General features: G+C 65.1%; 11 protein-coding genes. 5 read left to right on the forward strand and 6 right to left on the reverse strand.

The genetic code is table 11. From position 1 onward, the window contains the following. Nucleotides 1-4 precede the first annotated feature (4 nt). Both QTL98_RS14135 and QTL98_RS14140 read left to right on the forward strand, forming a co-directional pair. Nucleotides 5-328 (forward strand): type II toxin-antitoxin system HigB family toxin, encoded by a 324-nt coding sequence (locus tag QTL98_RS14135; protein WP_445679108.1) that lies wholly within the window; start codon nucleotides 5-7, stop codon nucleotides 326-328. Further along, nucleotides 318-698 (forward strand): helix-turn-helix domain-containing protein, encoded by a 381-nt coding sequence (locus QTL98_RS14140; RefSeq protein WP_445679109.1) that lies wholly within the window; start codon nucleotides 318-320, stop codon nucleotides 696-698. The genes QTL98_RS14135 and QTL98_RS14140 overlap by 11 nt, the downstream gene beginning before the upstream one ends. Nucleotides 699-768: 70 nt before the next feature. On the opposite strand, the gene katG is transcribed toward QTL98_RS14140, so the two are convergent. Beyond that, nucleotides 769-2,982: a catalase/peroxidase HPI gene (gene katG, locus QTL98_RS14145; RefSeq protein WP_445679110.1), complete on the reverse strand. Its 2,214-nt coding sequence runs from the start codon at nucleotides 2,980-2,982 to the stop codon at nucleotides 769-771. A gap of 287 nt (nucleotides 2,983-3,269) precedes the next feature. Here katG and QTL98_RS14150 point away from each other — a divergent pair, with 287 nt between their 5' ends. Both QTL98_RS14150 and QTL98_RS14155 read left to right on the forward strand, forming a co-directional pair. Then, entirely contained in the window at nucleotides 3,270-4,193 is a 924-nt protein-coding gene (locus QTL98_RS14150) for a LysR substrate-binding domain-containing protein (RefSeq protein ID WP_445679111.1), read from the forward strand. Between the two features lie 121 nt (nucleotides 4,194-4,314). Beyond that, on the forward strand, nucleotides 4,315-4,989 hold the full coding sequence (locus tag QTL98_RS14155) for an endonuclease/exonuclease/phosphatase family protein (RefSeq protein ID WP_445679112.1): 675 nt from the start codon (nucleotides 4,315-4,317) through the stop codon (nucleotides 4,987-4,989). A gap of 34 nt (nucleotides 4,990-5,023) precedes the next feature. Here the strand turns inward: QTL98_RS14155 and QTL98_RS14160 are convergent, their stop codons facing one another. The 4 genes from QTL98_RS14160 to QTL98_RS14175 form a co-directional block, all read right to left on the reverse strand. Next, entirely contained in the window at nucleotides 5,024-5,854 is an 831-nt protein-coding gene (locus QTL98_RS14160) for an SDR family oxidoreductase (protein ID WP_445679113.1), read from the reverse strand. An 82-nt stretch (nucleotides 5,855-5,936) separates the two neighbouring features. After that, complete coding sequence (locus tag QTL98_RS14165) at nucleotides 5,937-6,734, reverse strand: enoyl-CoA hydratase/isomerase family protein (protein ID WP_445679114.1); 798 nt, start codon at nucleotides 6,732-6,734, stop codon at nucleotides 5,937-5,939. Between the two features lie 164 nt (nucleotides 6,735-6,898). Continuing rightward, nucleotides 6,899-8,248, reverse strand: a complete 1,350-nt coding sequence (locus tag QTL98_RS14170) for a M16 family metallopeptidase (RefSeq protein ID WP_445679115.1) — start codon at nucleotides 8,246-8,248, stop codon at nucleotides 6,899-6,901. After that, nucleotides 8,245-9,696: a M16 family metallopeptidase gene (locus QTL98_RS14175; protein ID WP_445679116.1), complete on the reverse strand. Its 1,452-nt coding sequence runs from the start codon at nucleotides 9,694-9,696 to the stop codon at nucleotides 8,245-8,247. Before QTL98_RS14175 ends, QTL98_RS14170 begins: the two co-directional genes overlap by 4 nt. Nucleotides 9,697-9,906: 210 nt before the next feature. Here QTL98_RS14175 and QTL98_RS14180 point away from each other — a divergent pair, with 210 nt between their 5' ends. Further along, nucleotides 9,907-10,485: a histidine phosphatase family protein gene (locus QTL98_RS14180; RefSeq protein WP_445679117.1), complete on the forward strand. Its 579-nt coding sequence runs from the start codon at nucleotides 9,907-9,909 to the stop codon at nucleotides 10,483-10,485. A gap of 7 nt (nucleotides 10,486-10,492) precedes the next feature. On the opposite strand, the gene malQ is transcribed toward QTL98_RS14180, so the two are convergent. Then, nucleotides 10,493-12,688, reverse strand: a complete 2,196-nt coding sequence (malQ, locus tag QTL98_RS14185; RefSeq protein WP_445679118.1) for a 4-alpha-glucanotransferase — start codon at nucleotides 12,686-12,688, stop codon at nucleotides 10,493-10,495. Nucleotides 12,689-12,703: the final 15 nt, after the last annotated feature.

A 12,703-nucleotide genomic window follows, 5' to 3' on the forward strand; every position in this document is an offset into this window, starting at 1 on the left:
GTGCATGAGGATCATCGCCCGCCGCACCTTGCGAGAGTTCTGCGATAACCTCGCCGGACACAAGGACCATCAGGCGGTCAAAGCCGCCCTCGATGCCTGGTTCAGCGAAGTCAGCAAGGCCCTCTGGGCCACACCGGCTGACATCAGACGGCGTTACGCAACAGCGAGCATCGTTGATGCGGAGCGGGTTGTCTTCAACATCAAGGGCAATGACTACCGGCTTATCGTCGCCATTGATTTCGAAAAGCACCTCGTCTGGATCAAATGGATCGGCACCCACAAGGCCTATTACAGGATCGATGTAACGGAGATAAACCATGGCAACTGAGCTGAAACCGATCCGCAGCGAAGCCGATTACGAAAGCGCCCTTGCCGAGGTTGAACGGCTGTGGGGCGCCAGGAGCGGCACCACTGACGGTGACCGGCTCGACGTGCTGGCAACGCTGATCGAGGTTTACGAGGCGCAGCACTACCCCATGGACCCGCCCGATCCGATAGCCGCCATCGAATTCCGCATGGAACAACAGGGCCTGAGCCGGAAGGATCTGGAGCCGATTTTTGGTACGCGCAGCCGCACTTCGGAGATCCTTAACCGGCGACGCAGCCTCTCGATCGAGATGATCCGCAAGCTGCACGACCAGCTCGGCATCTCTGCCGACATCCTGATCCAGCCAACCGGACGCGGCGAGGCCGCCTGACAGATCGACACAAACAAAAAACGGGCGGCCCTAGAGAGCCGCCCGTCTCTTTTCATCCGTCCGCTCTCGATCAAACCTTCAGATCGAAACGGTCGGCGTTCATCACCTTGACCCAGGCGGCAACGAAGTCCTTCACGAACTTGGCCGACGCATCGCTCTGGCCATAAACCTCGGCGAGAGCCCGCAGCTGGGAGTTGGAGCCAAAGACGAGATCGACACGGGTGGCCGACCACTTCTTCTCGCCCGTCTTGCGATCGGTACCTTCAAACACATCCCTGGCGTCCGATACCGCCTTCCACACCGTGCCCATGTCGAGCAGGTTGACGAAGAAGTCGTTGGTCAGCGTCTCGGGCCGCTTGGTGAAGACACCATAGTCGGACTGGCCGTAGTTGGCGTTCAGCACGCGCAGGCCGCCCACCAGCACCGTCATTTCCGGCGCGGTGAGGGTCAGCAGTTGGGCCTTGTCGACCAGCAGCTCTTCTGCCGACAGGCTGTACTGCTTCTTCTGGTAGTTGCGGAAGCCATCGGCCACCGGCTCCAGAACGGCGAAGTTCTCGACATCGGTCTGCTCGGCCGAGGCATCGGTACGGCCAGGGGCGAAGGGCACTTCGACCGCATGACCGGCCGCGCTCGCGGCCTTCTCGATAGCAGCGGAGCCGCCGAGCACGATGAGATCGGCCAGCGAGATCTTCTTGCCGCCGGCAGCCGAAGCATTGAAGGCGGTCTGGATGGCTTCCAGCTTCTCCAGCACCCTGGCGAGCTGTGCCGGCTGGTTGGCTTCCCAGTCCTTCATCGGGGCAAGGCGGATGCGGGCACCGTTGGCGCCGCCACGCTTGTCCGACCCGCGGAAGGTGGAGGCAGACGCCCAGGCGGTGGAAACCAGCTCCGGCACGGAAAGGCCGCTCGCCAGGATCTTCGCCTTGAGGTCGGCGATATCCTTGGCCTCGACCAGCGGATGGTCGACGGCCGGTACCGGGTCCTGCCACAGCAGGTCTTCAGCCGGAACCTCGGGGCCGAGGTACCGCACCTTGGGGCCCATATCGCGGTGGGTCAGCTTGAACCAGGCGCGGGCAAAGGCGTCGGCAAACTGGTCCGGGTTTTCGTAGAAGCGGCGGGAGATCTTCTCATATTCCGGGTCGAAGCGCAGCGCGAGGTCGCTGGTGAGCATCGAGGGAGCATGACGCTTGGTCGGATCATGCGCATCCGGCACGGAATTGGCGCCCATGCCGCCCTTTGGCGTCCACTGATGGGCACCGGCCGGGCTCTTCGTCAGTTCCCATTCATAACCGAACAGGTTCCAGAAGAAGTTGTTGCTCCACTTGGTCGGCGTCGAGGTCCAGGTGACTTCAAGGCCGCTACTGATGGTATCTCCACCCTTGCCGGACTTGTAGCTGCTGGCCCAGCCAAGGCCCTGCTGCTCGATTTCGCCGGCTTCCGGCTCCCGGCCGACATGGGCGGCATCGCCGGCACCATGGGTCTTGCCGAAGGTGTGGCCGCCGGCGATCAGCGCCACGGTCTCTTCGTCATTCATCGCCATGCGGGCGAAGGTCTCGCGGATGTCACGGGCCGAGGCAATCGGGTCCGGATTGCCGTTCGGGCCCTCCGGATTGACATAGATGAGGCCCATCTGCACGGCGGCCAGCGGGTCTTCCAGATTACGCTCGCCGCTATAGCGCTTGTCGTCGAGCCAGGTGGTCTCGTTACCCCAGTAGATGTCCTCTTCCGGCTCCCACACATCGGCGCGGCCGCCACCGAAACCGAAGGTCTTGAAGCCCATCGATTCCAGCGCGCAATTGCCGGTGAGGATCATCAGGTCGGCCCAAGAGATCTTGTTGCCGTACTTCTGCTTGATCGGCCACAGCAGGCGGCGCGCCTTGTCGAGATTGACGTTGTCCGGCCAGCTGTTGAGCGGCGCAAAGCGCTGCTGCCCTGCCCCGGCGCCGCCGCGGCCATCACCGGTGCGGTAGGTGCCGGCGCTGTGCCAGGCCATGCGGATCATAAAGGGGCCGTAGTGCCCGAAGTCGGCCGGCCACCATTCCTGGCTGTCCTTCAGGAGCGCGAAGATGTCCTGCTTGATCAGCGCGAGGTCGAGCTTGTTGAACTCGTCGGCATAGTTAAAGCCCTTCCCCATCGGGTCGGAGAGGGAGGAATTCTGGTGCAGAATCTTGAGGTTGAGCTGGTTCGGCCACCATTCGCGGTTGGTGGTGCCGGCGCTCGTGGTGCTGGTTGCACCACCATGCCCAAACGGGCACTTGGCCGCCGATTCCGGAATTGCTGTGTCCATGTCATCCTCCCTTTCGAGGGTCTTGCGATCAAACCGGTGCTGCATCAGGCGATCAGGGTGCCCGGAGCAGTACCGGGCACCCCTTGAGCCGCCCCATTTTCAGGAAGCGACCACGCGGCCACATTTCGTCCAAGCCATGGGCCTTGCGGTGTTGCGCAGCATCTCCGGCCACCCGCGAGGGGGGCAAAGGCAACCGGCGCTGCACTTCTTCACCGCGAGGAGAAGGCTATCAAAGCCGCATGATTAGATTAAGTTGTGTTTTCTGATTGTATCGATAAGCTCCGATTATGATCAATCTGACCCTAAAGCAGATGCGCTATGTCGAGGCGCTGGCGCAGCATGGCCATTTCGGCCGGGCGGCAGATGCCTGCGCCATCTCGCAGCCCGCGCTTTCCATGCAGGTCAAGGAACTGGAAGAAGCGCTGGGCACCGAGCTTTTCGAGCGCGGGCCGCGCCAGGTGCGCCTTACCAGCTTCGGGGAAGAATTCGTCGAGCGGGCGCGCGAGATCCTGCGCTCTGTCGACGCACTCGGCGATCTGGCGCGCGCCTCCCGCGACCGGCTGGTGGGGCGCCTTCGCATCGGCATCATCCCCACGGTCGCGCCCTATCTGCTGCCCACTATCGTCGGCAACCTCACCCGCGTGAACGGCGCGCTCGACATCCATGTGCGCGAGACGCTGACACCCCGCCTGATCCAGGAATTGCAGGAAGGCCGGCTGGATACAGCCATCGTCGCCCTGCCCGTCTCCGAACCCGCGCTGACGGAAGTCGCCCTCTTTACCGAAAACTTCGTGCTGGTCCGCCCGGGAGAAGAAGAGGGCAAACCGGTGCCGGCGCCGGAAAAGCTACGCGAGATGCGCCTTTTGCTGCTGGAGGAAGGCCACTGCTTTCGCGATCAGGCGCTGGCCTTCTGCAACATGCAGTCAGCCGCCCCGCGCGAGATCCTTGATGGCAGCTCGCTCTCCACACTGGTGCAAATGGTGGGCGCCGGCCTTGGCATCACCCTCATCCCGGAAATGGCCCTCGGGGTTGAAACCCGCTCGGCCGCCGTTTCAATTGCCCGGTTCGGCGAGCCGCAGCCCTCACGCACCATCGGCATGATCTGGCGCAGCTCAAGCCCGCTCTCCAAGCAGCTGATGCAGATTGCCGAAATGGTAAAGCTGTCGGCCGAAAGTCTGAGTGCCGGCCGCCTGGCGGCTGCCGGAGCCTGAAAAGCCGGGATCGATTTCGCCGCCTCTTCCCTTATTCCAAAGGGGCCATTGCTAAATGCGAGGTGCCCCTCCTTCAGGAAAGCAGGCGTAAAAGCGGGGTCGGGCAGCAACAATGAGGCTGATGAGCTGGAATATCCATGGCGGCATCGGCCCCGACGCCGTGTTCGACATCGACCGTATCGCCGCCCTTATCGAACGCCACGCCCCCGATATCGTCGCCCTGCAGGAAGTGGACACGCGCGAGCGCGGGCCGCAGGCCATCGCCCGGCTGCACCGCATCTATGACCCCACCACCGGCCATCATGCCGAGGCGCATACCATGACCGGCAAGGAGGGTGCGTTCGGTACCGTGGTCTTCAGCCGCTGGCCGCTTTCCGGTACGGTCAAACACGATATCAGCCATGGTACCCGGGAGCCGCGCATCGCGCTGGAGACAACGGTCGAAACGCCGTCCGGGCCGCTGCACCTCATCGCCGTCCATCTCGGCCTTGCGCTCGCCGAACGCAGCCGGCAGGCCGCGCATATCCGGGATATCCTTCAGGGCCGCTCCGGCCAGGCCACCGTCGCCCTTGGCGATTTCAACGAATGGCTGCCCTTCGGCGCGGTGCAACGGGTCATGGGCCGCCTGCTGCCGGTGCAGGTGCGCCTCGCTACCTTCCCCGCCGGGATGCCGTTCCTCAGCCTCGACCGCATCTATTGCGCCCGCGGGCTGGACATCACCGCCCGCTGGACCGATGGCGAGGCCCGGCACTGTTCCGACCACCTGCCGGTCATTGCCGATATCCGCCCCGGCTGAGGGATATCGGCCATGACCAAAGACAGTGGCAGCGTCAGTCGAGGAAGAAATCCGGCACCAGCGGTGCGCCCGGCGTGACCGCATAACCGGAAAGATCGGTGACGCCGGCCTTTGCCAGCACCTCGTCATCGATGAGGAACTGGCCGGTCAGCTCACGGCTCGGGCGGGTCAGCACCCAGTGGGCGGCATCGGCCAGAATATCCGGCGTGCGGCAATTCTCCGGCGCCACCCCGCCGGGCGCCACCGCGGCCAGCATGCGCAGCGCCGCCGTATCGATAGCGGTGCGCGGCCACAGGGCGTTGACGGCAACGCCCTTCTCCCGGAACTCCTCCGCCATGCCCAGCACGCACATGCTCATGCCATACTTGGCCATGGTGTAGGCGACATGGTCCTTAAACCAGCGCGGATTCATGTTGAGCGGCGGCGACAGGGTCAGGATATGCGGGTTTTCCGCCTTTAAAAGGTGCGGCAGGCAGGCCTGCGAGCAGGCGAAGGTGCCACGTACATTGACGGAGAACATGAGATCGAAACGCCGCATCGGCGTCTCAAGCGTGCCGGTCAGATTGATGGCGGAAGCGTTGTTGATGAGAATATCGATGCCGCCGAAGGCCTCCACCGTCTGCGCCACAGCAGCGGCGATCTGGCCCTCTTCGCGGATATCGACCATCAGCGCCAGCGCCTTGCCGCCGGCTGCCTCGATCTCCGCCGCCACCGAATGGATGGTGCCAGGAAGGCGCGGATTTTCCTCCGCCGTCTTGGCGGCAATGGCGATATTGGCGCCGTCGCGGGCGGCGCGCAGGGCAATTGCCCGGCCGATGCCGCGGCTTGCGCCGGTGATGAAGAGGGTGCGTCCCTTGAGGCTCATATCGTCTCCCTGATCCCGCCTCTGCGCCCGGCCCGGGCCACTGGCGGGTTTGTCTGTTTATTCTGCGTCCGCTTTCCGGCGATCAGCCGAAAACGGGTTTGCGCTTGGCAAGAAAGGCGGCAACGCCTTCGGCAAAATCAGCCTCGCCGGCGAGGGCCACGAAGGAACCGGCCTCGGCATCCAGCTGTGCCGCCAGCCCGTTTTCAGCGCTTTGCGCCATCAGGGCCTTGAGGCGGCGCTGCGCCCCGGCCGGCCCGGCGGCGATCCGCATGGCAAGACCGTGCGCCTCATCCACCAGCCGGTCCGCCGGCACTACCCGGTTGACGAGCCCGATGGAAAGCGCCGTTGCCGCATCGAAGCGGTCCGCCAGCAGCAAAAGCTCCATGGCCCGGCGATGGCCGACAAGCCGCGGCAACAGCCAGCTCATGCCGCCATCGGGCGTCAGGCCAATCTGCCGGTAGGCCGTGGTCAGCACCGTGCCTTCGGCCGCCAGCGCCAGATCCGCCCCGGCCATCAGGCTGACGCCAAAGCCGGCGACGGCGCCGTGAAGCGCGGCCACCACCGGCACCGGCAGGCGGGCAAAAGCGAGGGCGAAATCCTGCGCTGCCTTGAGAAATCCCGTAAAGCGCTCGTCGCGCTCCTCCGCCGGCAGGTTGAGAGCAGCGGCAAAACTCGCGATATCGCCGCCCGCCATAAAGGCATCCCCTGCCCCGCGCAGCACCACAGCCCGCACGGCATTGTCGGCGGTTATCTCAGCCACCGCCGCCTGCAGGCCTGCCAGCATCGTCTGGTCAAGCGCGTTGAGCCGGGCGGGGCGATTGAGCACGATCTCGGTAACGGCACCCAGCCGCTCGATGAGAACCGGCTTGCTGTCGCTCATGGGTTTTGTTCCTCCCGGTGTTTTCAGCGGTCCATTCAGCGTTCCACCCCGTCAGAATTTGGCAGGAGAGAAAACAGATAGACTTCTAAGTATTCTGATAACACGGGGAAGCAACACTCCGCCAGCCCGCTGATAGAACGGGCTGGCGGCGCGGTGATCTGAGGTCAGTTAAACGCCGCCTGAGGCTCCACCTTCTCGGCATCATCCAGCCCCTGGGGGGCGCCGGCGGCGACGATGACGAGGGATTTTTCGTCCAGCAGGCGCTTGGCCACGCGTCGGGCATCCGCCAGTGTTACCGCCGAGATGATCTGCTGGCGCTTGTCCATGTAATTAATGCCGAGATCATAGATCTGCATCGAGACAAGAAAACTGGACATGGCCCCGCTGGTGGCGACCTTCAGCGGAAAATTGCCGCTGAGATAGGTCTTGGCGTCATCCAGCTCGGCCTCGGTCGGGCCCTTGTCTGCCATCTCCTGCCACACCTGTTTCAGCAGCTTGACCGCCTCCCCCGCCCCGGCATTTACCACCTGCGAGCCGCCGGAGATGATGCCGCTGTCGGCATAGGGCACCAGCCCGGTGCCAATGCCGTAGGTGAGGCCCCGCTTCTCGCGGATTTCGCTCGTCAGCCGGGAGGTAAAACCGCCGCCGCCAAGGATGCGGTTAACCAGCGTGGCGGTGATGAAATCCGGATCGGCGCGGGTGATGCCCGGCTGGCCGAAGACGAGCGTCGTCTGCTTCTCGTCCATCTCGGCCACCTTGAGGCTGCCCTGCCCGTGGAAAACCGGCGCCGGCACCCTTGGAAGCGTGCTCTTTTCCGGCAGATCGCCAAAGAGCCGGTCGAGCATCGGCCCGAGTTCAGCCGCGGTAATATCCCCGGTCACACCCACCACCAGCCGGTCGCGCGTCAGCGCCGCGCGCATCCAGCCGCGCAGATCGTCCGGTGTCAGTGCGGTGAGGCTGGCCTCCGTGCCTTCCAGCGGGCGGGCATAGGGATGATCGCCATAAACGGTGCGCTCCCAAAGCCGCCCGGCCACCTCGCCGGGGTCGGTCACCTCGTCGCGGATACCGGAGAGCACCTGCTGCTTGATGCGGGCCACCGGCTCTGCATCAAAGCGCGGGCTGGTGAGCGCCATATGGACAAGCTCGATGGCACGGTCGCGGTGCGCCGTCAGCGTCTTGAAGCCGACGGTGAAATAATCCTCCGCCGCATCGGCGGAAAAACGCACCGCCGCATCTTCCAGCGCATCCTGGAAGGCCTCGCTCGAAAGATCGCCGGCGCCCTCGTCCATCAGGCCGGAAAGCAGCCAGGAAAGCCCCTCCTTGCCTTCCGGATCGGTTGCCGCGCCGCCGCGCCAGGCAACAGAGACGGCCATCAGCGGCTGGCTGTGATCTTCCACCAGCCAGGCGGTCAGCCCGCCCGGGCTCTTGACCTGCTGCACCTCGGTAGCCCAGGCGGCCGGCGCCAGAAGCAGCAGGGCGCAGGCAAACAGCAGACTTTGCGCAAGGCGGCTCATCGCAGGCTCTCCTCGGGCGAAATATCCCCCGCTGTGGGCATCACCGGCGCAGCGCCGGGTTTGGGGGCCAGAATGGCGGTCACGGAATGGTTCTTGTCTAGGACGGCGCGCGCCGCCTCATTCACCTCAGCGGCGGTAACGGCGGCAATATCGGCCGGCCAGTTCTCCACCTCGTCGATGGTGCCGCCGCTTGCCAGCGTCTCGCCAAACAGCTGGGCCGGGCCCTGTACGCTGTCAGCCGCATAGACAGACTGGTCGATGAGGTGCCGTTTGGCTCGCTCCACCTCCTCGTCGCTCACCCCGTCCTTCAGCAATTTGTCGAGTTCGCCATCGAGGGCCTTTTCGGCATCGGCAATGTCCTTGTCCGGCGCCGCGACGACATAGACGCCAAGCGTACCGAGATCGAGCCGTGTTTCGCTGTAATAGAAGCCGGCGGAGTTGGCGATGTGCTGGTCGATTACCAGCGCGCGGTAGAGGCGCCCGGTGCCGCCGCCCATGATCTCGGAGAGCACCTGGAGCGGTGCATCATACCTGACCCCGTCCTTGATCCAGGCCGGCGAGGTTGTGTGGCTCGGCGCCAGATAGGTGCGCGACAGCGAGGTGAGCGTCACGCGCGGATCCTCGCGCTCCACCCGGCGCGGGGCCTCGACCACCGGCTCGGCAAGGCGCTTTCGCTCCGGCACATCGCGGCGCGGGATGGGGCCATAATATTTGCCGGCCAGCGTGCGCACCTGATCCGGCGTCACATCGCCATAAACCACAAGGATGGCGTTATTGGGCGCGTACCAGCGCTGATAGAAGGCGCGCGCATCGGCAACGCTCAAACCGGCCACCTCCTCCGGCCAGCCGATGGTGGGCGTGCCATAGGGGTGATGGAGAAAGAGCGTGCCGTTCGCCACCTCGCGCAGCAATGCGCCGGGGCTGGCATCGATGCGCTGGCGGCGCTCGTTCAGCACCACCTTCAGCTCCGGCACCGCCTCCTCGTCCGGAATGGCGAGGTTTTGCATGCGGTCGGCTTCCAGCCGCATGACCAGCGCCAGCCGGTCGGCGGAAACATTCTGGTAGAAGGCGGTATAGTCTTCGGTGGTGAATGCATTTTCATCCCCGCCATTGCGGGCGACGATGGCGGAGAACTCGCCGGACTTCACATCCTTCGTGCCCTTGAACATCAGGTGCTCAAGGTAATGGGCAAGACCGCTCTTGCCGACAGGATCGTCCGCGGCGCCCACCTTGTACCAGACCATGTGGCTGACGACCGGCGCACGGTGGTTCTCGATCACCACGACCTGAAGGCCGTTATCGAGCGTAAAGCTGGTGGGATGGAAAAGGCCGGCGACAACGGCGGGCGCAGTCGTCGCCGCAAGCGCGGGGCCTGCCCCCAGCGCCGGGGGCAAGGTTGACGCTCCGGCTGCCAGTGCCAGCGTCAGCGCATAAAGGCTGCTCCTCAAACGGGGCCGGCCAGCTCGCATCCTGCTCTTCCTTTTTTCACAAAATCCCGACGGGGCCTGAAGGCGATGTGGCCGTTCTTTGGGGCGATGGCAAGGCAGAAAGCCGTCGCACCCGGGCTGTTGCTGATCACAATAGAGTGACGCTTGCCTTGGCCCGCGCCGGCAGCCACTCTCCCGCGCCGTGAAGGAAGAAGGAATGGACCCGCGACAATGATCTGGCTGCTGCGCCATGGCGAGACGGAGTGGAATATCGAAGGGCGTTATCAGGGCGCCCTCGACAGCGCGCTGACCGCCACCGGGCGCGCGCAGGCAGAGGCTATGGGGGTCTGCCTTGCCCGCCACCTAGCCGGCTCCGCCATCCTGCCGGAACGCGCGCTCATGAGCCCGCTGGGGCGCACCCGGGCCACGGCCGGGCACATCGCCCGCTTTCTGCCCCCCACCCTCAGCTTTGCCGAAGACCCCGCCCTGCGCGAGGTCAGCGGCGGCTCGTGGGACGGGCTGACCCAGGGGGAGATCGAAGCTGAATTTCCTGGCGTTCTCGCGGGCAGCGGCCCTTATGACTGGTTTTTCCGCACCCCCGATGGCGAGGGGCTGGAAGCCGCCCTCGCCCGCGCCGAGGCGTGGCTTTCAGCTGTCACGGCGCCAACGCTTGCCCTTTCCCACGGCCTCTTCGGGCGCCTGATCCGCGGGCTCTATCTCGGCCTTTCCCGGCAGGAAATGCTGGAACTGCCGATGCCGCAGGACGGGTTTTATCTGCTGGCGGACGGCAAGGCCGAGTTCATAGGCTGAGCAAGGCTCAGCCGCCCACACCCTCCCGGATCGCGGCCGCCAGTGCCTTTACATCTTCGCGGACGAAGATGTCACTGACGGGAACAGCAAGGCGCTGACGCCAGTTCGGGTGCTGGTCGATGGTGCCGGGCAGGTTCACCTGCTCCACTTCACCCAGCGCATCCTCGATCTGCGCCACCACCATGCGGCACGGCGTCATGGCGATGAAGCGGTGCAGTGCAAGGCGCAGTGCCAGTGTCGCCTCCTTCGCCAGCGCCGCCTCGCGGTCCCCTTCGGCCAGCGCGCCGGAGGCCACCAGCGCATCGACAAGGCGGCGTTTGTCATCCGCCCGCATCTCATGCTCACGCGCAGCCTGCCCTTCATCCTTGAAGAGGTTGAGGCGCTCGCGCCAGTCGATGTCATTGCCGCTCCAGAAGCCGGCAAGCGAGGGCAGATCGTGGGTCGAGATGCAAGCCATGGCCTGAACCGGCCAGTCCTTCGGCGCGAAGAAGCCGCCATCGCCATCATAATTGCGCTCGAACCACTGCACCCGGTAGCTGAGTACTCCGGCGGCCTGCAGCGCGGGGCTGAAGCCTTCCGGCACGGTGCCCAGATCCTCGGCAATCACCACGCAGTTCTGGCGGCGGCTTTCCAGCGCCACGATGCGCAGCAGGTCGGCGAAGGGGTAATGTACATAGGCGCCTTCCGCCGGGGTCATGCCGTCCGGCACCCAGTAAAGGCGGAAAAGCCACATGGCATGGTCGATCCGCACGGCGCCGGCATGGCGCATGTTGGCGCGCACGGCCGCGATGAACGGCTCATAGGCGCTATCAACGAGGCCCACCGGATTGAAGGGCTTGAGCCCCCAGTTCTGGCCCTTGGGGCTGAAGATGTCGGGCGGCGCGCCAACGGCTGCGCCGCGCACCAGCCGGTCTCCCCCGGACCAGGCCTCGGCGCCTGCCGGGTTCACCGCCACGGCGATGTCGCGGTAAAGGCCAAGCGGCATCCCCGCGCCCCGCGCCCGTGTCGCCACCTCGCCCAGCTGGATATCGGCAAGCCATTGCAACCAGGCGAAGAAGCGGATGCGGTCCTCATGGGCGGCTGCGAAGGCGGCAACGTCGCCGCCTGCAGCGCTCTGCAGACCCTCCGGCCAGTCCCACCAGCAAAAGGCGCCGCCCTTTATCCGGTAAAGCTCCTCATGCAGCGCATCGAACAGGCACTGGGTGCGCAGCGCCTCGCCCATCTCGGCCACAAAGGCCTCGAAGGCCGCGGTCCGGCTTTCCGCCGTGCCGGTCTCCGCTTCCTCAAAATGCCGGAACAGCAGCTCCAGCACCTCGCGCTTCAACTGGCCGACCGCGCCGTAATCCACCACCTCGGCGGCTCGGGCAACCTTCAGCCGGTCCTTGAAAGCCTTGCTGGCCACCAGCTTCTGCGCCGGCTTGCAGGCGGCAAATTCAGGCAGTTTTTCCGGGTTGATATAGGCAACGTTGAGGAAGGCGCGGCTGGAGGGGTCGTAGGGGCTGATATGGCGCGGCTCGTTGGCGTAAAGCGCGTGCAGCGGGTTAACGCCCACCGTCTGTGCGCCGAGCGAGGCCGCCCCTTCGCAGAACGCCGCCAGATCGCTGAAATCGCCCATGCCCCAATTGTCATCCGAGCGCAGGGAATAGACCTGGGTGGTAAAACCCCAGGCCCGGCCACCCGGCACCGCTTCTTCCACCGTCAGGCAGGAAGGCGGGCAGACGATGATACGGCTTGCCGCCGTGCCGCCATCCGGCAGGCTCAGCACCAGTTGGTGATACCCAAGCGGCAATTCTCCGGGCAAGCCAAGGGCGCGGCGCTCGATGGTCTGGCCTTCCACCTCGCCGGCGTCGATCCAGTCGAGATGGGAGAATTCGGCGGTGCCGCTTTCCTCATGCCCGTCCTCGCGCTTCAGGCTCCAGCCGACAAGGCCGCTGCCGGCCGGCAGGGCCAGCGGGGCGCGTTTGTCATGCTGGTTCTGGTCGAAGACATGCACCGGCGAGAGGGTGCGCTGCCAGGGCCGCTTTTCCCAATGGGCCAGCGCCTCGGCAGCGGCGCCCGCGGTGCTGACATCAAAGCCCATGGCCGTCAGCAGCGCCGCCTTGGTGTGACTTGCCACCTCCACGCGGTCGCCCCAGGCATCGAAATAGAAAGGCTGGATGCCGGCAAGATCCGCCAGACGGTCGATCAGGTCCGTTTCGCTCATCCCGGCTCTCCCCAT

The organism is Radicibacter daui, assembly GCA_030657355.1.
Classification (GTDB): domain Bacteria; phylum Pseudomonadota; class Alphaproteobacteria; order Radicibacterales; family Radicibacteraceae; genus Radicibacter; species Radicibacter daui.